Annotated in this window: 23 protein-coding genes and 1 tRNA gene; 11 read left to right on the forward strand and 13 right to left on the reverse strand. The window is 58.9% G+C overall.

Annotation, left to right across the window (positions count from 1 at the left end; all coding sequences use genetic code 11):
- Nucleotides 1–86: 86 nt before the first annotated feature.
- The 4 genes from C7534_RS01070 to C7534_RS01085 all read right to left on the reverse strand — a co-directional run bounded on the left by C7534_RS01070 (nt 87) and on the right by C7534_RS01085 (nt 3419).
- Nucleotides 87–1442, reverse strand: coding sequence for an ATP-binding protein (locus C7534_RS01070; RefSeq protein ID WP_109784668.1), 1356 nt, complete (start codon nt 1440–1442; stop codon nt 87–89).
- Nucleotides 1418–2083: a response regulator transcription factor gene (locus C7534_RS01075; protein ID WP_109784669.1), complete on the reverse strand. Its 666-nt coding sequence runs from the start codon at nt 2081–2083 to the stop codon at nt 1418–1420. Before C7534_RS01075 ends, C7534_RS01070 begins: the two co-directional genes overlap by 25 nt.
- 106 nt (nt 2084–2189) lie before the next feature.
- The gene (locus tag C7534_RS01080) at nt 2190–2627 is read right to left on the reverse strand and encodes a hypothetical protein (protein WP_109784670.1); all 438 of its coding nucleotides are present in this window, start codon (nt 2625–2627) and stop codon (nt 2190–2192) included.
- A gap of 27 nt (nt 2628–2654) precedes the next feature.
- Nucleotides 2655–3419, reverse strand: a complete 765-nt coding sequence (locus C7534_RS01085) for a COG4705 family protein (RefSeq protein WP_109784671.1) — start codon at nt 3417–3419, stop codon at nt 2655–2657.
- Nucleotides 3420–4486: 1067 nt separating this feature from the next.
- Between C7534_RS01085 and C7534_RS01095 the strand changes: the two genes are divergently transcribed.
- From C7534_RS01095 to C7534_RS01110, 4 genes are all read left to right on the forward strand, one after another.
- Entirely contained in the window at nt 4487–6487 is a 2001-nt protein-coding gene (locus tag C7534_RS01095; protein WP_109784673.1) for a peptidase U32 family protein, read from the forward strand.
- 185 nt (nt 6488–6672) lie between these two features.
- Complete coding sequence (locus C7534_RS01100) at nt 6673–7296, forward strand: NIPSNAP family protein (protein WP_109784674.1); 624 nt, start codon at nt 6673–6675, stop codon at nt 7294–7296.
- A gap of 66 nt (nt 7297–7362) precedes the next feature.
- A complete protein-coding gene (locus C7534_RS32750; protein ID WP_256594678.1) occupies nt 7363–7485 on the forward strand; it encodes a hypothetical protein in 123 nt (40 codons plus the stop codon).
- Nucleotides 7486–7542: 57 nt separating this feature from the next.
- The gene (locus C7534_RS01110) at nt 7543–8448 is read left to right on the forward strand and encodes an alkaline phosphatase family protein (RefSeq protein WP_109784676.1); all 906 of its coding nucleotides are present in this window, start codon (nt 7543–7545) and stop codon (nt 8446–8448) included.
- A 204-nt stretch (nt 8449–8652) separates the two neighbouring features.
- Here the strand turns inward: C7534_RS01110 and yghU are convergent, their stop codons facing one another.
- The 3 genes from yghU to C7534_RS01125 form a co-directional block, all read right to left on the reverse strand.
- Nucleotides 8653–9492 (reverse strand): glutathione-dependent disulfide-bond oxidoreductase, encoded by an 840-nt coding sequence (yghU, locus tag C7534_RS01115; RefSeq protein WP_109784677.1) that lies wholly within the window; start codon nt 9490–9492, stop codon nt 8653–8655.
- Nucleotides 9493–9588: 96 nt separating this feature from the next.
- Nucleotides 9589–9891, reverse strand: a complete 303-nt coding sequence (locus tag C7534_RS01120) for a DUF1330 domain-containing protein (protein WP_109784678.1) — start codon at nt 9889–9891, stop codon at nt 9589–9591.
- 90 nt (nt 9892–9981) lie between these two features.
- The gene (locus tag C7534_RS01125; RefSeq protein ID WP_109784679.1) at nt 9982–10650 is read right to left on the reverse strand and encodes a type 1 glutamine amidotransferase domain-containing protein; all 669 of its coding nucleotides are present in this window, start codon (nt 10648–10650) and stop codon (nt 9982–9984) included.
- Between the two features lie 163 nt (nt 10651–10813).
- Here C7534_RS01125 and C7534_RS01130 point away from each other — a divergent pair, with 163 nt between their 5' ends.
- Complete coding sequence (locus tag C7534_RS01130) at nt 10814–11734, forward strand: LysR substrate-binding domain-containing protein (RefSeq protein WP_109784680.1); 921 nt, start codon at nt 10814–10816, stop codon at nt 11732–11734.
- A gap of 35 nt (nt 11735–11769) precedes the next feature.
- The gene (locus tag C7534_RS01135) at nt 11770–12207 is read left to right on the forward strand and encodes a GFA family protein (protein ID WP_109784681.1); all 438 of its coding nucleotides are present in this window, start codon (nt 11770–11772) and stop codon (nt 12205–12207) included.
- A gap of 108 nt (nt 12208–12315) precedes the next feature.
- Here the strand turns inward: C7534_RS01135 and C7534_RS01140 are convergent.
- A tRNA-Ser gene (locus C7534_RS01140) sits at nt 12316–12403 on the reverse strand.
- 123 nt (nt 12404–12526) lie between these two features.
- Here C7534_RS01140 and C7534_RS01145 point away from each other — a divergent pair.
- A complete protein-coding gene (locus C7534_RS01145; RefSeq protein ID WP_027923729.1) occupies nt 12527–13198 on the forward strand; it encodes a Bax inhibitor-1/YccA family protein in 672 nt (223 codons plus the stop codon).
- Nucleotides 13199–13257: 59 nt separating this feature from the next.
- On the opposite strand, the gene C7534_RS01150 is transcribed toward C7534_RS01145, so the two are convergent.
- Both C7534_RS01150 and C7534_RS01155 read right to left on the reverse strand, forming a co-directional pair.
- Nucleotides 13258–13587 (reverse strand): YceK/YidQ family lipoprotein, encoded by a 330-nt coding sequence (locus C7534_RS01150; protein WP_109784682.1) that lies wholly within the window; start codon nt 13585–13587, stop codon nt 13258–13260.
- 56 nt (nt 13588–13643) lie between these two features.
- Nucleotides 13644–14081 (reverse strand): Lrp/AsnC family transcriptional regulator, encoded by a 438-nt coding sequence (locus C7534_RS01155; protein WP_046027511.1) that lies wholly within the window; start codon nt 14079–14081, stop codon nt 13644–13646.
- A 133-nt stretch (nt 14082–14214) separates the two neighbouring features.
- Between C7534_RS01155 and C7534_RS01160 the strand changes: the two genes are divergently transcribed.
- Entirely contained in the window at nt 14215–15108 is an 894-nt protein-coding gene (locus C7534_RS01160; protein WP_109784683.1) for a DMT family transporter, read from the forward strand.
- A 3-nt stretch (nt 15109–15111) separates the two neighbouring features.
- Here C7534_RS01160 and C7534_RS01165 read toward each other — a convergent pair whose 3' ends face one another.
- Together C7534_RS01165 and C7534_RS01170 are read right to left on the reverse strand one after the other, a co-directional pair.
- Nucleotides 15112–16155 carry an FUSC family protein gene (locus C7534_RS01165; RefSeq protein ID WP_109784684.1) on the reverse strand — a complete coding sequence of 348 codons (1044 nt, stop codon included), beginning with the start codon at nt 16153–16155 and terminating at the stop codon, nt 15112–15114.
- 41 nt (nt 16156–16196) lie between these two features.
- On the reverse strand, nt 16197–17822 hold the full coding sequence (locus C7534_RS01170) for an NADP-dependent glyceraldehyde-3-phosphate dehydrogenase (protein ID WP_077430263.1): 1626 nt from the start codon (nt 17820–17822) through the stop codon (nt 16197–16199).
- Nucleotides 17823–18089: 267 nt separating this feature from the next.
- Between C7534_RS01170 and C7534_RS01175 the strand changes: the two genes are divergently transcribed.
- From C7534_RS01175 to C7534_RS01185, 3 genes are all read left to right on the forward strand, one after another.
- Nucleotides 18090–18479 (forward strand): c-type cytochrome, encoded by a 390-nt coding sequence (locus tag C7534_RS01175; RefSeq protein ID WP_109784685.1) that lies wholly within the window; start codon nt 18090–18092, stop codon nt 18477–18479.
- Nucleotides 18480–18498: 19 nt separating this feature from the next.
- Nucleotides 18499–19893, forward strand: a complete 1395-nt coding sequence (locus tag C7534_RS01180; protein ID WP_109784686.1) for a D-arabinono-1,4-lactone oxidase — start codon at nt 18499–18501, stop codon at nt 19891–19893.
- A 74-nt stretch (nt 19894–19967) separates the two neighbouring features.
- Nucleotides 19968–21176: a DSD1 family PLP-dependent enzyme gene (locus tag C7534_RS01185; protein ID WP_177412214.1), complete on the forward strand. Its 1209-nt coding sequence runs from the start codon at nt 19968–19970 to the stop codon at nt 21174–21176.
- Nucleotides 21177–21326: 150 nt separating this feature from the next.
- On the opposite strand, the gene C7534_RS01190 is transcribed toward C7534_RS01185, so the two are convergent.
- Entirely contained in the window at nt 21327–22271 is a 945-nt protein-coding gene (locus tag C7534_RS01190; RefSeq protein ID WP_046027499.1) for a SphA family protein, read from the reverse strand.
- Between the last annotated feature and the right edge of the window lie 39 nt (nt 22272–22310).

Raw genomic sequence — 22310 nt, forward strand, 5'->3', positions numbered from 1 at the left:
AGCAGGGGCATTTGATTGCGTAGAGACCTTAGTAGAGGATTCGGTTTTTTGCCACTACAGTCGCACTGTAATGGTGCGTTCCCTTCCTATTGTTTGCCGGCGCTCAGCCATACCGACACACACAATCCGTTTTTGTTTATCTCATCCGTATACCCCATCTGAACCCGCGCGCCCGTGCGGTCTGCTATCGCCTTGACGATCGACAACCCCAACCCGGAACCCGCTTCATCGGTCCCCAGGCTGCGATAAAACGGATCGAATACCCGCGTTTGTTCCAGCAGGGAAATTCCCGGCCCCGAGTCCTTGACCTGCAACATCACCAGCCCTTGCACACGCTCAACCGACAGGTCGATACGCCCGCCGTCGGGGGTATAACGGATGGCGTTGTCCACCAGATTCTTCACCAGGATCACCAGATCCGTTTCGTTGATAATCACCTGTACGTCTTCAATGCTCTCCACACCGATGTCGAGGTGCTTTCGCTCTGCCAGTGGCAATAAATCTTCCAGTACCCGCCGATAGATTTCATGCACGCAAACGGCGGACTGCGCTCGATGGGAGTCTGATTGTGCAGTGGCCAGCGTCAGCAGTTGATCGATCAGTTTTCGGCTGCGATCGATGCCCAGTGACAAGGGCAACAAACGCTCGCGGGCGGGTGCCGGCATGTCGGTGGCGGCCAGTCGCTCGGCTTGCAAGGACAGGGCGGTCATGGGGGAGCGCAGTTCATGGGCGGCGTCGGCGACAAAGCGGCGCTGGGCGTCCATCGACTGCGCGACGCGCTCGAGCAAGCGATTGATGGCCACCACGAAAGGACGGACTTCCGTTGGCAAATGGTGTTCGTCGATAGGGTGCAGGGCCTGCTCGTCGCGCTGGTCGATTTCGGTCGAGAGCGTGGCAATCGGGCGGAACAGCTTGCGCACCAGATCGCCGACCACCAGCAACAGCACCGGAAACAGGATCAAAAACGGCAGCAGACTGCGCCAGGCGCTTTCGCGAGCCTCCTTGTCGCGGATACCGGTTTCCTGAGCGACGACAATACGTTCGCCCTGGGTGGTGGTCTTGACCAGGACACGAAAATCCTCGCCTGCGACATTCAACGTCGACAGGCCATCGGCCAATGTCGTGGGGAAGGGCAGCGGCAGCGTGGCGTCATCGTTGCCGAGGGCTTTGCTGCCGTCGGCCAGGTATTGCACGATTACCCTGGATTCTTCGTTGTCATCGTCGACCTTATTGCCCACGGGATAGCGCGGGGTCATGTGTTGGCGATCAACCAGCACGGCCACCTGACGCAAGGTGTCGTCCTGCATTTCGTGGGCCTCGTCGAACGCCGAGACGAACGCAAAAACCCCGGCCACGACAGCAACGATCAGGATGGCCAGCGACAGCGTGACGGACAGCCGCAGTTGTACCGAATCACTCAAGCGCTTTTTGAAACCATCCATCCCATTCCCCTGACGTTCTTGATGACATGGTTGCCAAGCTTGCGCCGCAACGCGTGAATCAGAAATTCCACCGCGTTGCTTTCCACTTCGTTGCCCCAACCATAGAGGCGGTCTTCGAGCTCGCTACGCGAGAGAATCGCGCCGGGCCGAATCAACAGGGCTTGCAACAGGGCGAACTCACGGCTGGACAGCTGGACATCGCGGTCCTGTTCGGTGCTGGCTTGCTTGGATATCAGGTCCAGTGCCACCACGCCGTTGTCGAGCACGGACAGGGCGTTGCCACCGTTGCGCCGCAATACCGCGCGCATCCTGGCCAGCAACTCTGACAATTCGAAGGGTTTGACCAGATAATCGTCAGCGCCACCGTCGAGGCCGCGCAGGCGATCTTCGAGGTTGTCGCGCGCGGTGATGATCAGCAACGGCACCGGGTTTTTGCGGCCACGGATGCTGTCGAGTACATCCAGCCCGTCCTTGCCCGGCAAACCGAGGTCCAGCAGCACCAGGTCATATTTTTGAGCCTCCAGCGCCGTGAGCGCGGTGAGACCGTTTTTCACCCAGTCGACGGCATAGCTCGCATCATTCAGGGCGCCCTGAATGGCATCGCCTATCATCGGGTCGTCTTCGACCAGCAATATCCGCATGTCCTGCTCCGTAAAAAAGGCGCGGCGGTCATGACCGTCGCGCCTGTATTGAAGCACCTGCACCAGGGTTTGTCCGCCGCCGGATGACTGCGGCTAGCGGGCCCGGTCAGGCCTTGCCTTTCATCGAGTCGAAGGCCTTCATTAAATCATCCATTGTGGCTTTGCATTCCGCCTGTTTCGGGCTGCTGGCGCGCAAGGCGTCGAGTGCATGGTCAATGGCTTTATCCACGACATGCCAATCGCTGGCGGCCCGAGGCTTGATGCCGGCCTCGGCAGAGTCCCAGGACGTTTCCAGGTCCTTGATCCGGGCTTTGGCCCCAGGCAGGTCATTTTTGTCGACAAGGGCGGTCACGTCGGCGGCGATGTTACGAAACTCTGACAGGTCACCCAGTTGGGTGCCTGACTGGCTTGTGCTGCTCATCGAACTGGAAGCGGCGCCTGTATTGGGTTTGTCAGCAGGTTTGGAGCAACCGCTGGCCAGGCTCAGCAGGCAGATGGACGAGACGATCGCGGCGTGACGAATAAGGGTTTGAAAGTGGCGCATGAAGATTCCTTGATTGGCGTTTAAACGTTACTGAGTCACTGATTTACGCGTGCCGACGCTGATCTGGGCGGCAATCACCAGCAGGAGGATGACGCTCAGGAAGATCGCACTGGTCCAGGTAGCCCCCATGCCGAGGCCGCCATAGGTTTTGGATTGCGTCAGCAAGTCGCCCAGGGAGGCGCCGAAAGGTCGGGTCAGGATGTAGGCAATCCAGAAGGTCAGCACCACATTGCCGCCCATGCGCCAGGCTGCCAGTGTGGCAGCGATCAGCGCACCGAAGATGACGATGCCGAGGGTGAAACCCAGACCCAGGGCTTCAGTGGCCAGGTCGCCGGCCGCCGTCCCCAGGGCAAATGTGCAGAGCACCGTCGCCCAATAGAACAACTCCCGCCGTGGCGTGACAATTTCACGAATCGACAGGCTGCGCTCGATCCGGTACCAGACCAGAAAATTGACCGCCAGCAATACGGAAAACACCGCTGTGCTGGTGTAGAGGCTGACGTCCAGGACGTCGGTCAGAATGTCGGTAATCTGCGTACCGACGATGCTCACCAGCACCACGGTGAGCCAGTAGATCCATGGCGTATAGGCTTTGGTGCGCATTTGCCAGAACAGCGCAATCGCCAGCAATGTCGCCATGCCGATGCTGGTCCAGCCCGCGCCGAAACCGGCGTCCACGGCAAGAAAGTCCGCGCCGGTTTCACCCACGGTCGTGGACAAAATCTTGATCACCCAAAACGACAGCGTCACCTCGGGCACTTTATTGAGCCAACCGGCTGTGGCGGAATTCATGTGGATAGCCTCTCCTGAGCAGCGCTGAAAGTGCGCAGGGGAGAAGGTACGCAACGAAACTTAGCGCAGACTGAGGAGGGCGCCGAACTGACGGGCATTGCGTCGTGGTGGGTCTGATTTGGATCCAGAACGCGTCAGGACGGCGATGTAAGCCCCACGACATACGGCATGGAACCGCGAGCATTCAACTGAGTCAAAAAATGCAGCTTCTGAGCGGTTATAGGAGGGAGGTGCAATGGGAAGGCCAGCAATCATCAAGTTTTTTGCAGCGTACTTGTCCGTCTCTGCACTGATTGCATGGGGGGTAGCCGCGGCATCTCCCTGGATCGCTTCTCATGTTCTCTTGAAGTGGGTTTTTTAGCGCAGACGGGGCCACCACTGGTATCGAACGCATCCGATGCCTGCGACAGGTCTCCCGATCATGCCGTCGAAGACCATGACGAGCTGACCCTCGAATATTCAGCCTGCTGGGTTTCAATGAGTTCAGCGTTCAGCCGTTCGCATTCTGCGTTGGCTTCCATCCGGGTCGGATAGCAGATTTTTAGCCTGCACTTACCTTCGTTGTCGTAGATGTCGAAATCTATAGGAGCGGTGGTGCAATAGAAGCGTGATCCGCTGCGTGCTGATCCTGTTTCCTTTGGTATTGAGGGAACAACAACGAATCTAGGCATCGGCTTTCCCCTGTCGTAGTAGCGTTTCAGTACTTTAAGAAGTAGCGGCTACTTGCCACTAAATCAAGCGACGTTGCGGGAATCCGATGAGCAACCCTTCGTAATCGAAACTCATTTTGATTGCCTTGGGATCATCGTGCCTGTTTTTGATGAATTCCCGATCAGCATCCACAAAGTTTGGGGTTATGTCGTGCAGGTTCGGTACGTTGGGCATGTCGGGGTAGGGCGCATGAGGCCCCACGGGCAGGCTGGTCTTGCTCCGCCAACCGCTGTGGCCAGGGCGCTCGTGAATAACAGCTGACAACTGCCTGTCAGCACCGAAACCCTTGACGCGTGCCCATCCCGCTTTTGGCCGCTACAATGCGCACCTCGACCGTGACAAACCAGATAAAAAATATGTCTCTGCCCAAGCATCACCTGGAACTGCTCAGCCCCGCCCGTGACGTGAACATTGCTCGCGAGGCCATCCTGCATGGTGCCGACGCCGTGTACATCGGTGGCCCGAGCTTCGGCGCTCGCCATAACGCCTGCAACGAAGTCAGCGATATTGCCCAACTCGTGGAGTTCGCCCGTCGCTACCACGCCCGCGTGTTCACCACGATCAACACGATCCTGCATGACAACGAACTGGAGCCGGCGCGCAAGCTGATCCACCAGTTGTACGATGCGGGCGTCGACGCGTTGATCGTTCAGGATCTGGGCGTGATGGAGCTGGATATCCCGCCGATCGAACTGCACGCCAGTACCCAGACCGACATTCGGACACTGGCACGGGCAAAGTTCCTGGACCAGGCTGGCTTCTCTCAACTGGTGCTGGCCCGCGAGCTGAACTTGCAAGAGATTCGCGCCATCGCCGACGAGACCGATGCGGCGATCGAATTCTTCATTCACGGCGCGTTGTGTGTGGCGTTCTCCGGGCAGTGCAATATTTCCCACGCACAGAACGGTCGTAGCGCCAACCGTGGCGACTGCTCCCAGGCCTGTCGTTTGCCTTATACCCTCAAAGATGACCAGGGCCGCGTCGTCGCCTACGAAAAACACTTGCTCTCGATGAAAGACAACAATCAGAGCGCCAACATCCGTGCGTTGGTCGAAGCCGGTGTTCGCTCGTTCAAGATCGAAGGGCGCTACAAGGACATGGGGTATGTGAAGAACATCACAGCCTATTACCGTCAGCGTCTGGACGACGTGCTTGAAGATCGTCCGGACCTGGCGCGGGCATCCAGCGGCCGCACCGCACACTTCTTCGTGCCCGACCCGGACAAGACTTTCCACCGTGGCAGCACCGACTACTTCGTCAGTGAGCGCAAGATCGACATCGGCGCCTTCGATTCACCGACCTTCACTGGCTTGTCGGTGGGCGTGGTGGAGAAGGTGGGCAAGCGTGATTTGCAGGTGGTGACCTTTGAGCCGCTGTCCAATGGCGACGGCCTCAATGTGCAGATCAAGCGCGAGGTGGTGGGCTTTCGCGCCAACATCGCCGAGCCTAAGGGTGAGTTCCTCGAAGAGGGCCAGAAGCGCTATCGCTACCGTGTCGAACCCAACGAGATGCCGGATGGGATGTTCAAGTTACGCCCCAACCATCCACTGAGCCGCAACCTTGACCATAACTGGCAGCAAGCCTTGCAGAAGACCTCTGCCGAGCGTCGTATCGGTTTGAGTTGGGTTGCGCGTCTTGATGCGCAGCGCCTGCAACTGACCGCCACGAGCGAGGAGGGTGTCAGCGCCAGCTTGTCGCTGGACGGTCCGTTCGGTCTGGCCAACAAACCGGAACAGGCATTGGAGCAACTGCGCGATCTGCTCGGTCAACTGGGCACCACTGACTATCACGCCACCGCCATCGAGTTGATTGCACCCGAGGCGTTCTTCATTCCCAACTCGCAACTCAAGGCCTTGCGCCGCGAAGTGATTGAGGCGTTGACCGTGGCCCGTCTGCTTGCGCACCCGAGAGGTCATCGCAAGGCCGAAACCACTCCGCCGCCGGTGTATCCGGAGTCGCACTTGTCCTTCCTGGCCAACGTCTACAACCAGAAGGCCCGGGACTTCTATCACCGCCATGGCGTCAAGTTGATCGACGCAGCGTTTGAGGCCCATGAAGAAACCGGGGAAGTGCCGGTGATGATCACCAAGCACTGCCTGCGTTTCTCCTTCAATCTGTGCCCCAAGCAAGCCAAAGGCGTCACCGGTGTGCGCACCAAGGTCGCGCCAATGCAACTGGTGCACGGTGACGAAGTGCTGACGCTGAAGTTCGACTGCAAACCTTGCGAAATGCACGTCATCGGCAAGATCAAGGGCCACATCCTTGACCTGCCACTGCCGGGCAGTGTCGCGGAACCGGTCGTTGGTTACATCAGTCCCGAAGACCTGCTCAAGACCATCCCCCGCGCGCCGCATTGAGTGCCAGGCAAGTACGCCGCATCGAGTGATGGGCGTACTTGCTGCGTGAGGCTTGTCCGCTGACTGTTGCCATAAAGAAACTACCTAGAACACTAAGGTGATCGCCGTACCCCAAGGGGTTCGGCTCAATATTCGCCTTGGAGGCTCCGGGTTAGGCTAATGGCAATGAATGAGCGGAGCACGTCATGCGATTGTTTGAACTGATTACTATTACGGTGCGTGTGCGAACCGTTGCAGATGCGCTGGGTTGCATTGAGGCCGCGCTGGCCAAGCCCGGGGTGGGCGGCACGCTGATGGGGTGTTGGGCGTCGGAAATCGGCCAACTGAATCAAATTGCCGTGCTGCGCGGCTATGCCGACGAAAGTCTTCGGCAAGCGGAGCGCGAGCGCTTCCTGTTGGAAGGCGAAGCATTCGGTATCAACGCCTATATCACCGACCTGCGAATCGAAAACTACAGCTTGTTCCCGTTCCTCAATCCCCTGAGCGCCGGAAAACACGGGCCGTATTACGAAATGCGCGTGTATGACCTGGTCAGTTCCGGGCTGCAACCGACACTCGATGGCTGGATAAAGGCCGTGGAACCGCGTACGGCCGAGCAGTATTCGCCAGTGTATGCGGCGTTTTATGCCACCGACGGTGCCTTGCCGCGCTACCTGCACATCTGGCCATGGTCAACCCTGGAACAGCGCCTGCAAGTGCGGACTCAAGCCGTGGAGGACGGTGTCTGGCCACCCGAGAATTCTGGTCCGCAACTGCGTGACATGCGCTCGACGATTTATCTGCCCGCGGCCTTTTCGCCATTGCAATAAAGCGTGTGCGGTTATGGGCTGATCGAAGACCAGATCGCGAATATCTCCGCTAAGAAGTTTCTCAAGATGCCTACAATCAGCGGAGAAGACGACTCGCAACGTCTTTGTGACGAGTCGGTGCTTTATCAGGGGCTGGTGGAGGCGCAGACCTTCTACAGCATTGAGACTGTCGCGGTTTCGCTGCCCTGATTCTGTGCCGGGCCCCCGGCGTACTCCGTTCATGCATTTTGTTGGCGATATTTAACAATGGTTTTCAATACTCAGAAACTCACTCTGTGCTCGGGGCTCAAGCTGCTGGTAGCGCTGTGCGCGATAAGCCTGCTTGGTTGTTCACGTAGCGACGAGCAAGGGCAATGCAATGCCGCGCCGCAAGTGCCCGTGCGGCAGGTTGTCATCATCGGTATCGACGGCTTGCGTGCCGACGCGGTTAGCCCGGCACTGACCCCCTTCCTGTTCCGATTGGCTGAGTCTCATGGGCTGGCTTGGGGGAAAATCGATGTCAGCAACGGTCGAACGCAACAGACCTATTCCGCACCCGGCTGGGTCAGTGTGCTCACCGCAAGCTGGGCAACCGCACATGGCATTGTTGATAACAGCAGCGCAGGCCCCATCAAAGTCCAAACCGTGTTTGAGCGTCTTCAGGGCAGCAAGGCCGATAGTCGCAGCGTTCTGATGACCTCCTGGAAGCCGCTGTATGACTTGGTCCAGGGGCGACTGCGGTCTTTGCCGGAGATACACCATGCAGCGTTTCTGCGTCAGGACGATGCAGCGATCGAGCAAGAAGTATTGACCACTTGGCGAGCATGCCAGCCAGAACTGGCCTTCATTCATCTCGATGCTGTAGATAAAGCGGGCCATAACGGTTCTTTTGACCCGTCTGACCCGGGTTACGCTGCCGCCGTGCGAGAAACAGACTCGCGCATTCGTCGCCTTTGGGAGAAGGCATTTGCGCCACCCTCCACCCAGGGTGCAACGCCTCAGCGTTTGGTCATTTTCGCAAGCGATCATGGAGGTGTCGGCAATAGTCACGGTCGCTATTCAGATGCCGAGCGCTGGGCGCCGCTACTGGCAATATCGCCGTCTGGTTATCCTGCAGTGAAGATCAGCAGTCTGGTTGATATTGGTCAGGTCTCGCTGGACTTCGTCCAATGAGGGTTGGACTAGCCACTCCGGTAGACATCCCCGATCAATGCCTGGACTCCACAGTGGCTCTTGGTGACTGGCCGTTCTTGGCCCTTATCTGCCTGCCACGAAGCGCAGCACCCCCTGGCAGACAGTCAAATGTTGCATCGACAGCCCGCCTGGTTTCGGTGGTAGCCCTGTTCGGGTGTCAGAGGTTGGCGGTGCACCGGGTGTTCAGTCCAAATCGCTAGCCTGATGCCGTTCAGGCACCTGGCTCGCCTCATCGCCCCACGTCCGGTTGACGCGCTGTCCACGGATGACTGCAGGCCGGTTGGCGATCGCCTCCGCCCAGCGTTGTACGTGGGTGTATTCGTGCGCAGAAAGAAACTCGGCAGCCGAGTACACCTTGTCCCGCACCAGTTGGCCATACCAGGGCCAGACCGCGATATCGGCGATGGTGTAGTGATCACCGGCCAGGTATTGGCTTTCGCCAAGTCGACGATCGAGAACATCCAGTTGACGCTTGGCCTCCATTGTGAAGCGGTTGATCGGGTACTCGAGTTTCTCCGGCGCGTAGGCATAGAAGTGCCCGAAGCCGCCACCCAAGTAAGGCGCAGCCCCCATCTGCCAGAACAGCCAATTCAAAGTTCCGGTGCGACCTGACGGATCGGTGGGCAGGAATGCGCCGAATTTTTCCGCCAGGTACAGCAGAATCGAGCCGGACTCGAATACGCGGATAGCCGGCTCTGTGCTGCGGTCCAGCAGCGCCGGGATTTTCGAGTTCGGGTTGATCTCGACAAAACCGCTGGAGAATTGATCTCCCTCGTTGATGCGGATCAGCCAGGCGTCGTATTCCGCATCGGCATGTCCGAGAGCCAACAACTCCTCTAGCAGGATGGTCACCTTCACGCCGTTGGGCGTCGCCAGGGAATACAGCTGCAACGGATGCTTGCCGACTGGCAACACCTTGTCATGGGTCGGTCCGGCTATCGGTCGGTTGATGCTGGCGAATTGGCCACCGGAGGGCGCGGTGTTTTTCCAGACCTTCGGAGGAACGTAGGACGCTTTACTCATGAGACGAACCCTGTCGTTAGCTTGCTGTGATCACATAAACCGCTTTTTTGACCATGGCAGAAGGCAGCCGGGATGTCATCCACCTGTGGCCATCGATCAGGCGGGTGTCACGTCGCTGCCTTCCACCAGCAGCATCCGGAACTTCGCACCCTGCAGGCGATGCTGACGCGCCTCCTGGTAGGCGGGACTGTCGTACCAGGCGCGTGCGGCGGCCATGTCGGGAAAACGCAGGATCGCCACGCCTTCAGGCGATGGGCCTTCCAGCACATCGAGTTGGCCATAGAACGCCAGGCGGCTGATGTCGTGACCTGTGCGGGCGACAGGCGCCTTCTGGGCGTACTGCTGCAATTGTTCAGCGTCGGTGGTTTCTTCGCGGATGAAAATAACGTAGGCGGACATGCGCGATTCCTCAATGCCATTCAGGCGGATTTGGGGGAGCTGGGCGCTGCCGTGTTGCCCTGGCAGGCCCCGCGTGTTTCCTGGCGATACTCAGCGCAGCGCTTCGACAATCGCTTTGGCCAAAGGGCCACCCGATGCCGGGTTCTGGCCCGTCAGCAGACGGCCGTCGATCACGACTTTTTCCTGCCAAACGTCAGCCGACGAATACTCGGCACCCTCGGCGCGAAGCGCATCTTCAAGCAGGAACGGCACGTCAGCTTGTGCGTATCCGGATTCTTCGTCGTTGGAGAAGGAGGTCAACTTGCGGCCGCGAACCAGCGGGGTGCCGTCTTCCAGCCTGGCACCCAGCAATGCCGTCGGGCCATGGCACACGGCTGCCACGATCTTGCCGCCGTTCCAGGCACGCTCGACGGCGCGCTTCACATCCGGGTCGTTGGCGAAATCGACCATCGGGCCCAGACCACCAGGGAAAAAGATGGCGTCGTAGTCGAGCACATCTACTTCCGACAGCTTGCGGCTGTTCGCCATGCGACGGATTGCCAGGCTGTTACGGAAAGCGAGCTGCGCCGGATCGCTTTCGTCATAACCGTCTTCCGGTGGTGTGCCGCCCAGTGGCGAAGCGTATTCAACCGCCACGCCCGCTTCGGCGAACACCTCGTAGGGGTGAGCGACTTCAGGGAAGAAGTAACCGGTAGGGCGGTGGTTCGGGCCGATTTCGGCGGTGTTGGTCAGAATGAACAGCACGTGTTTGATAGTCATGTGAACTCCGGGGCGATCAGGAGACGTTTGTCTCGGGGGTTGTGACGACACACTTGCCGCGAGGATTTGGTGAATCCCTTTGGATGGGCTAACGTTGCCCCACGCCCAGATATTCGAGAAATTTACTTAGCTGATTTTAGATATTCACAAGGCGTTATAAGCCATGCGATACGACCTCAACCTGTTGCCGATTTTTGTAGCACTCATGGAGGAACGCAGTGTGACGCGGGCCGCCGCACGCCTTGGCATTACGCAGCCTGCTTTGTCGAATTCACTGAATCGGCTGCGCGATACGCTCAAGGACCCGCTCTTCATCCGTGAGCGATACGGCATCAAGCCCACTCAGTTCGCCGAAGAGATTGCGCCCGTGATCGTCGAGACGCTGGCCAGGCTTGATGACGTCCTCATCGGGCGGCAGCACTTTGATCCCGCGACGTCCACCCGGCAGTTCAACCTTGCGCCCAACACCTATGTCGAGATCGTGCTCATGCCGAGCATCGTCGCCAGACTCCACGAGCAGGCGCCGGGGATAAAGGTGTCCCTGACGTCGTATGGCAATGACCTGAATGAAACGGGCGTGATCTCGGGCACGGCGGACATGGCGTTAGGTCGCATTGTCGATCCGCCCGACAATCTGGTGGTTCAGCATTTGATGGAAGATGCTCTGGCGTGTGTCGTGCGTATCGACCATCCCGTTGTCGGAGACAGTCTGTCGCGAGAGCAGTATGAGCAGATGCGGCATGTCAACGTGCTGCCGCCGGGTCGACTGAAAGTGGGGCTTTTCCAGGCGCTTGAACGCCAGGGTTTGCGGCGCGAACTGGCCATTTCAGTGACGCATTTCCTCGCGGTACCGGAAATCATTGCGGTCACCGATTACTGTGCGACGCTGCCTCGGCTCATTTGCAATCAAATTGCCAAAGACCCACGGCTTAAAGTGGTGCCGTCGCCCGTCGATCTTGGCACCTTTCCGGTGGACATCGCCTGGCACGTTCGTTATCGCAATGACCCAGCCCACCGATGGTTTCGGCAATTGCTTGTAGAAACGGCAGCTGACTTGTCGCGAAACCAAGGCTCGATCCGGTAAAAATACCGAATTATTGTGCTTTCAAGGAGATACACATGGCATCAGGGCAATGTTTGTGCGGGGCTGTACGATTTTCCATAGCGGTTGAACCGCGATTCTTTTATCGCTGCCATTGCTCTCTGTGCCGCAAGCAAACCGGGGTCGGCCATAATCTCGCTACGCTGGTCCACGCTTGCGATTTTCGATGGGAAGAGGGGCAGCATGTGATCAGCAGTTGGCGCAAACCCAGTGGGTACAGAAATGACTTTTGCTCACGATGTGGCTCAACCGTACCCAATGCGCTTCGCGAGACACACTACTTCTGGATTCCGCTGGGTCTTCTCGATGCCGAATTGAGCATGGCGTGTGTTGGAGATTTCTGCACCGATGACGCAATGTCATGGGATGAACAACGCTCGGCGAACAGTCATCATGCAGCCCCGGATTCACTTGAGTTTCTTCAGCGTGAACTTCAGGTGAATCACACTCGATAGTGTGTTGAAACTGTATTCAAGGTATGGGCTGAAGCATGGGCTGCGACGTTTTGTCAAAAGCCAGAAACGACAAAGCCCTGAATAATCAGGGCTTTGTCGGTACAAATATGGCGGAGGCGATGGGATTCGAACTCATGGACCTGTTACAGTCGACGGTTTTCAAGACCGTTGCCTTAAACCACTCGGCCACACCTCCGTTTGCGTTGCGGGCGCCATAATACCTGAATGAAACACACTGTCAAACTCTCTACGTAGCTTGTTACAGAGCGTCTGTTATGATCTTTGCGACTGAACGTTTCAAACCAACAGGAGTGTCGCCATGCGCGAACAGGATTACGCAGTTAATAACAGCGTGCAGGCTGAGCAGCTAGAGGTTAGCCGCGTCCTGCGCAACACATACGGCTTGCTCGCTCTCACCCTCGCATTCAGCGGCGTGATGGCGTTTGTCGCTCAGCAGATGCGTGTCGGTTACCCGAACGTTTTCGTGGTGCTGATCGGTTTCTATGGCCTTTTCTTCCTCACCAACAAACTCCGTGATTCGGCCTGGGGCCTGGTTTCTGCCTTTGCCCTGACAGGGTTCATGGGTTTCCTGCTTGGCCCGATCCTCAACCGTTACCTGGGAATGCAGGGCGGCGCTGAAGTGGTCAGTTCGGCGTTCGCGATGACGGCGCTGGTGTTTGGTGGTCTGTCGGCCTACGTGCTGATTACCCGCAAGGACATGAGCTTCCTGGGCGGTTTCATCACGGCAGGCTTCTTCGTACTGCTGGGTGCGACGCTGGCGAGCTTCTTCTTCCAGATCAGCGGCCTGCAATTGGCGATCAGCGCAGGTTTCGTGCTGTTCTCCTCGGTCTGCATTCTGTTCCAGACCAGCGCTATCATTCATGGCGGCGAGCGTAACTACATCATGGCGACCATCAGCCTGTATGTATCGATCTACAACCTGTTCATCAGCTTGTTGCAGCTGTTCGGCATCATGAGCCGCGATGATTGATCGAAGGCCTTGAGTAAAAAACCCGCTTAGGCGGGTTTTTTATTGCCTGAAATTCAGGGCTACTCGGCAATGATAATGCTGCCATCGGTCTGTTGGCGGTAGATGGTGTAGGGCAGTAGCAAAGTGTCGAGCGCGCCGGACATGACCACGTCGATCAACACAATGGCTGGAGCATCGGTGTGATCTTGTGCATCCAGCCCCTTTTTCAGCGGCGCATTCAAACTGCAAAAATCATAGCTGACACCGCTGTAGATCCGCGGAATGGCGCCGCAATAGCTCTTCTGTTCCTTGAGACTGTTTGCCGCCACTTCGTCACCGCGCAAGGCCGATTGAATCGTGCCGCACCCCGCCAGCATTAGCGCTGCCAGTAGCGTTGCCTGAATTTTCATGCCGCCAATCCTTCGCCGGAAAACCCCAATCTACGCCAGTCGGGCGCAAACTTCACTCAGGCCATCGGTGGCAACCGGCGTTTCACCGGGGTTTTCTTGACGATCGCCGTGTTGGTTTCGGCGTGGGTGTTGAGGCGGTCGAGCAGGGTGTCCAGTTGTTCCATCGAGCGCACGTGCAGGCGCGCGATGAAGCAGTCGTCGCCGGTGACTTTGTCGCACTCGGTGAACTCTGGAATGGCCTGAATTTGCCGCTCCACCTCTTGCAACTGTCCCGGCAGCGGGCGAATCCGCACGATGGCCTGGAGTTGATAACCGAAGCATTTCGGGTCGATTTCAACGGTGTAGCCTTTGAGCACACCCCGTTCTTCAAGGCGGCGCAGACGCTCCGCGACGCTGGGCGAGGACAGGCCGCTGATGTTCGCCAAGGCCTTGAGTGAGCGCCGGGAGTCCTCCATCAATGCCGTGATCAGCACTTGGTCGATGTCGTCGGTCATGGCAACCCTCGTAAGGCAATTAAACAAAAACGCCTTGATAAAAAAGGCAGAAACCGAGTCTAGCCTGTTTTTTGCGCTGGAGAAGCCCACGGATGGATTGGCATACTTTGCGCTCAAACACAGGAGTCTGATGATGGACAAAACAATACGTCGCGGCTCATTCGAGATGAGCGCCGCCATGCTGATCTCCGGGACCATCGGCTGGTTCGTGCTGGTGTCCGGGCAACCGGTGCTGGAAGTGGTGTTCTGGCGTTGCCTGTTTGGCGCCGGCACCTTGCTGCTGATTTGCGCGGCTTTCGGCTTCCTGCGCCCCGGCATTCTGACCCGCACCACGTTCCTGTTGGCCGTGCTCAGTGGCGTAGCGATCGTCGGCAACTGGGTGCTGTTGTTTGCCTCGTATTCGCGCGCCTCGATTGCCATTGGTACGGCGGTGTACAACGTTCAGCCGTTCATGTTGGTGGGCCTGGCCGCGTTGTTCCTCAATGAAAAAATCACCCTGCAGAAACTGTTCTGGCTGGGCATTTCGTTTCTCGGGATGCTGGCGATTGTCAGTGCTCATGGCGGGTCGGGCGAGGACGGCAATGATTACCTGATGGGGATCGGCCTGGCATTGGGCGCGGCCTTCCTTTACGCGATTGCCGCGCTGATCATCAAACGCCTGACCGGTACGCCGCCGCATCTGATCGCGTTGATCCAGGTCTGCACTGGTGTGCTGTTGCTGGCACCGTTCGCGCACTTTTCAGCGCTGCCGCAAGCGCCTGCTGCCTGGGCGAGCCTGGTGACGCTGGGCATCGTTCACACCGGCGTGATGTATGTGCTGTTGTACGGCGCGATCCAAAAACTGCCGACCGCACTGACCGGGGCGTTGTCGTTCATCTACCCGATTGCAGCGATTTTTGTTGACTGGTTTGCCTTCGGCCATCGCCTGGAGCCGCTGCAATGGGTTGGCGTGGTGGCGATTCTGCTGGCCGCCGCCGGAATGCAGCAGGGCTGGGGCTTCAAACAGCGTAAGTTGGCGGCGCAGTAGGTGTCAGATGTTCCAGCGCGGGGCCGTTTTTGCCAGGCGCTGGCGCATCTCGCCGATGTTGGCGGCGAACTGGCGGGTCAACAAACGGTAACCGTCCAACGGGCTGTAAACCGGTGCCTCAAGACTTGACGCAGTTGGCAGGTCGACGGGGCGGCTCAGACGTTGGGATGCGCCGGTTTTCAAGGCCCGCGCCATGCCGATCAGTTGCACGCGAATGTGCCGATGTTCCTCGGTCATCGCCGATTGCAACTGCGCCACGGCATTCGGTTCGCTGGCATCCGGTCGGGTGTTGCCGAGGATTTCCAGGGTACTGACACACATCCGCAAGTTGCGCTGAATAGCGTCCAGTTCGGTCATGGAAATCTTCACTTCCTTGGACACCGACGGCATCAGCGAACGCAATTGCACCATCACCGAGTTCAGGCGACCCATGAGTTTGAGGTGTTCGTCATCGCTGACCGGTTGGCCATTGATGATGCGCCCGTAGATCGTCGCGCAATCGCGCAGGGCATCGGCCAGGTTGTAGCGCCAGGAAAACACCGCATACAGCGGCAGCGCGAAGGAAAACGCCAACGCCAAGGCGATGCCGATCAGAATGTCGACCCCGCGCCACAGGCCATCCGTGACTGGGTTGTCACCGTGCCCCGCGACGATAAACACGGTGATCGCCGCCAGCAACGCCGTGTAACCGCCCTTGCCGATAGCGTGATACGAAAAAAATCCGCACACCACTGACATTGCAAAATAGGTCAGCCAGGGCATCCCGAGCCAGGCCTGTTGCGCGACCAGCACCAGGCCGACGCCCGCCCCGATCAAGGTACCAATGGCCCGCTCGGCGGCTTTTTTTCCGATGTTGCCGTGATGCTGCAAACCCCCGATCACCACCAGCATCGTCACCGACGCCCATTCGCCGTGGGGCAGATGGATGCCGGTGGTCAGCAAAATCGTCGCCAGCAACCCGAGCGATACCCGCACTGCATGGATCAGTCTGGCGTGGCGATAGCGCCGATACGGGTCCAGCAACGGCCGTAGCAGTCGGCGCAACAGCGGTGGCAGTCGATGGCTGAACGTACTCAGGCTCGGTGTCCTCAGAAAATGTAATCGGTGGTCAGGAAACTCGAACTCCGTCCGCTGATGATCTCGCTGATCAAGTCTTTGTTGGTTTCCTGGAACTTGGTGGCCACCAGCGTGCGGATCGAAAATACCCGCAACGCATCATGCACCGACAGCGTGCCTTCGGCGGAGTTCTTGCGGCCGTTGAACGGGAAGGTGTCCGGGCCGCGCTGGCATTGCGCGTTGAGGTTGATGCGCCCGACCTGGTTGGCGAACGTGTCCACCAGCCGACCAACCGCAACCGGGTTAGTGCCGAAAATACTCAGTTGCTGGCCGAAGTCTGACTCCAGGACGTAATCGATGACGGTGTCCAGATGACGGTACGGCACAATCGGGATGACCGGGCCGAACTGTTCTTCCTGATAGACGCGCATTTGCGTCGTCACCGGGTACAGCACCGCCGGGTAGAAGAACGACGCGCGGGCTTGACCGCCATTGGGGTTGACCACCTTGGCCCCTTTGCTTTCGGCGTCCGCCACCAGCGAATGCAGGTAATCGACTTTGCCCGACTCCGGCAACGGCGTCAGTGCCACGCCGCTGTCCCACGGCATGCCGGGTTTGAGGCTGGCGAGTTTGGCGTTGAATTTTTCGATGAACGCCTCGACCACGTCCTCATGCACAAAGAGAATTTTCAGCGCGGTGCAGCGCTGACCGTTGAACGACAGCGAGCCGGTCACCGCTTCGCTCACCGCGTTGTCCAGATCGACCTCCGGCAAGACGATGCCAGGGTTTTTCGCGTCGAGGCCCAACGCCGCACGCAAACGGTGTGGTTTGGGGTGGAGCTTTTTCAGGTCGCTGGCGGCCTTGTTGGTGCCGATGAAGGCAAATATGTCGATCTTGCCGCTGGCCATCAGGGCGCTGACAGTCTCGCGGCCGCTGCCGTAGATCACGTTGATCACGCCGGCCGGGAAGCTGTCGCGGAACGCTTCCAGCAGCGGACGAATCAGCAACACGCCAAGCTTGGCCGGTTTGAACACCACGGTATTGCCCATGATCAGCGCCGGAATCAGCGTGGTGAAGGTTTCATTGAGCGGGTAGTTGTAAGGGCCCATGCACAGTGCAACGCCGAGCGGGACGCGGCGGATCTGGCCGAGGGTGTCCTGTTCCAGTTCAAAACGGCTGGAGCGGCGGTCGAGTTCCTTGAGTGCATTGATGGTGTCGACAATGTAGTCGCAGGTGCGGTCGAACTCTTTTTCCGAGTCCTTGAGGTTCTTGCCGATCTCCCACATCAGCAACTTGACCACCGCGTCACGCTGTTGGCGCATGCGTCCTAAAAAGGCTTCGACGTGCTGGATGCGCTCGGCCACACGCATGGTCGGCCACAGGCCTTGACCACGGTCATACGCACGGACGGCGGCGTCCAGGGCGACCAGCGCGGTGTCGGCGTCAAGCAACGGCGTGCTGCCGAGGATCACTTGCTCGTCGCCATTGGCGCCACTCAGGTACACCGGGCTGCGGACTTGGGCCAACGGCCCGTTCCAGGTTCTCAGTTCGCCATCGACCAGGTACTCACGTTGCTCGGTCTGGCCGTCTAGCCGGTACTTTTCCGGGATGTCGGCGTGGCTCGGGAACAGGTTGTCGAGAATGTTGGCTGTGGTCATGTCGCTACCCCCTCTGGATTGGGTGATGCAGTGATGAATCGTTTTAGCAGACCTCGGCCTCGCTTGTCATGACTCATCTCAGCGTTTTGCCGCACAGCGTGATTAACCGCGAATTTACCAACGTGTTCGGTCATGGCCTCAGAAGCCCCCTTTGTTGGCCCCCAATGCCCTCAACCCACCCACGCGGGGTGCCTTAGTGTTGACCCGTGCTTGATCACAATAAAAAAGGTGCACCCGGCTGTCCGGGCACCCCATGAGAGGACCGCCATGCGGGCAAGCCGATTCACTGAAAAGCCTAGCCTTTGTTTTGCCTTGGTGGGGGGCGTCTTCGCGGTGTTGCTTGCGGGGTGTGGCGAAGAGCCGAAAAACCCGGCAACCCGCAGCGAAGCGGCCACCGCCAGGCCCGCCGACGCCGAGCTGGCGCAGGTCTACGACAACAGCTGCAAGCTGTGCCACGCCAACCCGGCGGCCGGGGCGCCGCTGACCGGCGACACGAAAGCCTGGGAACCGCGAGTCTTGCAAGGCGCCGACACGCTGCTCGATCACGCGATCAACGGCTTCAACGGCATGCCGCCGATGGGGATGTGCATGCAGTGTTCGCAAGAACAGTTCCTGGCGCTGATTGCCTTTATGTCCGGCCAGCAAATCCAACAATAAGAACGGCAGGGTGCGATTCATGACGATGGACCTGACACGGCGTCAGTTGTTGCAACGGGCGAGCGTCATTGGCACTTTCACTGCGCTCGGCTCAACGCCTGCGCTGGCCGAACTGCTGCGCGCGCCGCGGCTGATTCCCTGGCGCAACTGGTCGGGGGGCCAGAGTTGCCTGCCGGCGGCGCGGTTGGCGCCAAAGAATCTGGATGAGCTGACGCAAGTGGTGCGCCAGGCGCCCGGCAAGATTCGCCCGGTGGGTTCGGCGCATTCGTTCAGCGCCTTGGTGCCCACCGACGGCACCTTGCTGTCGCTGAGTTATTTCACCGGTTTGCTCGATCACGACGCGAAAACGCTGCAAGCCGAGTTCGCCGCCGGCACCCCGATGTCGCGCATGGGCACACCGCTCAAAGACATCGGCCAGGCCCTGCAAAACATGGCTGACATCGATTACCAGACCCTCGCGGGCGCGATCTCCACCTCGACCCACGGCACCGGCAAGAACTTTCAATCCTATTCAGCCCACGTCTGTGGCCTGCAATTGGTGACCGCCACGGGCGAGGTTCTGGACTGCGACAGCACGCGTCATCCAGAGGTGTTCAGCGCTGCGCGGGTGTCGCTCGGCGCGCTTGGGGTGGCCACGAAAATTCGCCTGCAAAACCGCCCGGCGTATCGGTTAAGGGAGCGCCAATGGATCGCCAAGACCGAAGAGTTGCTGGAAGACCTCGACAAAAACACCCGGGAAAACCAGCACTGGGAAATGCTTGTCGTGACCCATTCCGACTACGCCTTGTCGATCGCCCTGAACGAAACCACCGACCCGGCCACACCGCCGATCCCGGCGGATGAGGAGGGCGGCAACGAGTTCGTGACCTTGATCGAGAAGATCGACAAGTACGGCAGCGACTTCCCGGACCTGCGCCGCACGATGCTCAATAACCTGCGTCACCTCGCCAGTTTCGATGACCGGGTAGGCGACTCGTTCGACATCTACGCCAACGTGCGCACGGTGCGTTTCAACGAAATGGAATATTCGGTGCCGGCCGAACACGGCCCGGCGTGCCTGCGCGAGATTCTCAAGCTGATTCAGGACAAAGACCTGCGCACCTGGTTTCCGATTGAGTACCGCTACGTCAAAGCCGACGACATTCCCTTGAGCATGTTCGAGGGACGCGACAGTTGCTCGATTTCGGTCCATCAGCATTACCAGATGGATCATCACAATTTCTTTGCCGCCGTCGAACCGATTTTCTGGAAGTACAACGGCCGGCCGCACTGGGGCAAGTTGCACACCCTCAACGCGAAAACCCTGCAGCCGCTGTACCCGCGTTGGCCGGACTTTATTCAGGTCCGGCAGGAACTGGACCCCAGCGGCAAATTCCTCAATGCGCATTTGTCATCGATTCTGGGGGTGAACTGATGGCAGTCAATCGGCGTCATTTTTTGATGGGAGCCGCCGGTGTCGGCGTGTTGTTGGCAGGTGTCGGCACCTGGTTGCGGCCGGGTGATCGGGGCGCGCCGTACAGTGATTATTTCCGTGCGCTGAACACCGAACTCAAGGATCACGGGCCCATGCGCCCGGTGATGTTGATCGACCTTGACCGACTCGATCACAACATCGATGCGGTGATGCTGTCGGTCAAACGTGGTGGCAAGCACCTGCGACTGGTGGAAAAGTCACTGCCGGCGCCGGGGCTGCTGGCCTACATCGCCAAGCGCGCCGGCACGCAACGCTTGATGTCGTTTCATCAACCGTTTCTCAACCATGACGCGGTGCAGTTTCCCGAGGCCGACATTCTGTTGGGCAAGCCGCTGCCGGCGCGTTCGGCCCAGCTGTTTTATCAGTCGCACAAGGGGCCTTTCGACCCGGCGAAGCAATTGCAGTGGTTGCTCGATACGCCGGAACGCTTGCAGCAATACCTGGCGCTGGCCCAAGGCTTGGGTACGCGATTGCGGGTGAACATCGAGCTGGATGTCGGGCTGCATCGCGGTGGTGTCAGTGAGGTGGGGGTACTCGGGCAGATGCTGACGCTGATCAGCCAGAACCCGCAGCACCTGGTGTTTGCCGGGTTCATGGGCTACGACCCGTTCGTGGGCATGGGCGTGCCGGGGATTCTGGGCTCGCCCGAAGAACTGTTTGCCAAGGTGATGGTGATTTACAACCGCTGCGTCGACTTCACCCGTCAGCAATACCCCGGTTTGTGGCACGACGGGCTGACCCTCAATACGGCCGGCAGCCCGAGCTATCGCATGCATGAACACGAACAGCTCAGCACTGAAGTGTCGGTGGGCACGGCGATGCTCAAGCCCACTCACTATGACCTGCCGTCACTGGTGGAGCATGTGCCTGCGGCGTACATCGCCACGCCCGTTTTGAAAAGCACCGGGGCGGTGGAGATTCCGGCGCTGGATGACAAGTCCAGGCTGTTTTCCTGGTGGGACACCAATCAGCGCGAGACTTTTTTTATCTATGGCGGCAACTGGATGGCGGAGTTCGAGTCGCCCTCGGGGTTGCAGAGTAACGGGGTGTATGGCCGCAGCTCGAATCAGGAAATGGTCAATGGTTCGGCAGCGGTGGGGCTTGGGGTTGAGGATCAGGTGTTTTTGCGCCCGACCCAGACGGAGTCGGTGTTGTTGCAGTTTGGGGATTTGCTGGCGGTGCGGGGTGGTCGGATCGTCGACACCTGGCCTGTGTATTCCTGAAGATTTCTCCGTATAACTGATCGTTCCCACGCTCTGCGTGGGAATGCCTCAATGGACGCTCCGCGTCCGCTTGGTTGGGACGCAGAGCGTCCCGGGCTGCATGCCCACGCAGAGCGTGGGGACGATCAGTTGTGCGGGAACGATCAGTTGTCAGAACGCATAAGGGATACTGACTTTGGCCCACAGCATTTCCCCTTCAGGCCGGTTTTCCACATCAAACTCCTTGGCCCAGCGAATCTCCGCGCTGGCGTACTTAAGAAAGGTCCAGTGCAACGCCGGACCAATCGCAAACACCTGCCCGCGTACCCCGTCGTTTACGTCCTGGCCATTGAATTGCACGGTGTGGCCGAACTGTTTGTCGTCGGTGGTTTGCTTGAGGTAGTAGCCATTCAACCCGAGCATCAGGTCGTCGGTGATTTTGAAACTGGCGGAATAGTCGAAGTGGAAAATCTGCCCTGACTTGTAATCGGTGTCTTTGTTTTTACCGTTGAAACTGTACGTGGTCTTCATCGACACCTCGGTTCTGTCCGTCGGCAGCCAAGTGAAGGAGAACAACGGTTTGTAGGTGTAGAAGTTGTTGCTGGTGTTGGCCAGGCGATCAACGCTGTATTCGCCGGTGGGCACGGTGACTTCCACGGCCGCGCCCAGGGTCAGGTTCGGGCCCATGTCCCAGAGAATGATCGGCGCGACCGTGGTGTCGCCCATGCCCTCGCGGGTGTCGTGCAAGCCGAACACCGCGACTTCCTGCTTGAGCCACGGCTGTGCGATATAGCCCGCCAGCCGGCCGCCAAATACCCGCAATGGGCTGAGGTAATCGAGGCGCGGAATGACCGCCGTGGATTCGATATCAACGTCCGGCACCTTGCCGCCGAGCGAGCTGATGTTCAGCTTCGTGGAGGTGTAGTGGTTGTAGTAGAGGTTGAACGCCAGCATGTTGTCCGGAAGGCTGTCGGGCGACAGCGGCAACATGAAAAAACCGTCGGTGCCGGGGCCGATGTTGTCCACGCCAGCCTCGGTGGCCAGTGCCGGTTGAAGGGCACAGACGCCGGCCAGGCTAATGACCAGTAGGGGAAGTGTCGTGCGGGTCAGGATCATGGGGGTACTCATTATTATTGTTAGCGGGCTGTCCAGCGT

Origin of the sequence: Pseudomonas sp. OV226, assembly GCF_003148705.1 — a bacterium.
Lineage (GTDB): Bacteria > Pseudomonadota > Gammaproteobacteria > Pseudomonadales > Pseudomonadaceae > Aquipseudomonas.

Coding starts and splice junctions, on each gene's coding strand:
- C7534_RS01070 (WP_109784668.1), bottom strand. CDS start 1,442: ATGGATGGTTTCAAAAAGCGCTTGAGTGATTCGGTACAACTGCGGCTG.
- C7534_RS01075 (WP_109784669.1), bottom strand. CDS start 2,083: ATGCGGATATTGCTGGTCGAAGACGACCCGATGATAGGCGATGCCATT.
- C7534_RS01080 (WP_109784670.1), bottom strand. CDS start 2,627: ATGCGCCACTTTCAAACCCTTATTCGTCACGCCGCGATCGTCTCGTCC.
- C7534_RS01085 (WP_109784671.1), bottom strand. CDS start 3,419: ATGAATTCCGCCACAGCCGGTTGGCTCAATAAAGTGCCCGAGGTGACG.
- C7534_RS01095 (WP_109784673.1), top strand. CDS start 4,487: ATGTCTCTGCCCAAGCATCACCTGGAACTGCTCAGCCCCGCCCGTGAC.
- C7534_RS01100 (WP_109784674.1), top strand. CDS start 6,673: ATGCGATTGTTTGAACTGATTACTATTACGGTGCGTGTGCGAACCGTT.
- C7534_RS32750 (WP_256594678.1), top strand. CDS start 7,363: ATGCCTACAATCAGCGGAGAAGACGACTCGCAACGTCTTTGTGACGAG.
- C7534_RS01110 (WP_109784676.1), top strand. CDS start 7,543: ATGGTTTTCAATACTCAGAAACTCACTCTGTGCTCGGGGCTCAAGCTG.
- yghU (WP_109784677.1), bottom strand. CDS start 9,492: ATGAGTAAAGCGTCCTACGTTCCTCCGAAGGTCTGGAAAAACACCGCG.
- C7534_RS01120 (WP_109784678.1), bottom strand. CDS start 9,891: ATGTCCGCCTACGTTATTTTCATCCGCGAAGAAACCACCGACGCTGAA.
- C7534_RS01125 (WP_109784679.1), bottom strand. CDS start 10,650: ATGACTATCAAACACGTGCTGTTCATTCTGACCAACACCGCCGAAATC.
- C7534_RS01130 (WP_109784680.1), top strand. CDS start 10,814: ATGCGATACGACCTCAACCTGTTGCCGATTTTTGTAGCACTCATGGAG.
- C7534_RS01135 (WP_109784681.1), top strand. CDS start 11,770: ATGGCATCAGGGCAATGTTTGTGCGGGGCTGTACGATTTTCCATAGCG.
- C7534_RS01145 (WP_027923729.1), top strand. CDS start 12,527: ATGCGCGAACAGGATTACGCAGTTAATAACAGCGTGCAGGCTGAGCAG.
- C7534_RS01150 (WP_109784682.1), bottom strand. CDS start 13,587: ATGAAAATTCAGGCAACGCTACTGGCAGCGCTAATGCTGGCGGGGTGC.
- C7534_RS01155 (WP_046027511.1), bottom strand. CDS start 14,081: ATGACCGACGACATCGACCAAGTGCTGATCACGGCATTGATGGAGGAC.
- C7534_RS01160 (WP_109784683.1), top strand. CDS start 14,215: ATGGACAAAACAATACGTCGCGGCTCATTCGAGATGAGCGCCGCCATG.
- C7534_RS01170 (WP_077430263.1), bottom strand. CDS start 17,822: ATGACCACAGCCAACATTCTCGACAACCTGTTCCCGAGCCACGCCGAC.
- C7534_RS01175 (WP_109784685.1), top strand. CDS start 18,090: ATGCGGGCAAGCCGATTCACTGAAAAGCCTAGCCTTTGTTTTGCCTTG.
- C7534_RS01180 (WP_109784686.1), top strand. CDS start 18,499: ATGACGATGGACCTGACACGGCGTCAGTTGTTGCAACGGGCGAGCGTC.
- C7534_RS01190 (WP_046027499.1), bottom strand. CDS start 22,271: ATGATCCTGACCCGCACGACACTTCCCCTACTGGTCATTAGCCTGGCC.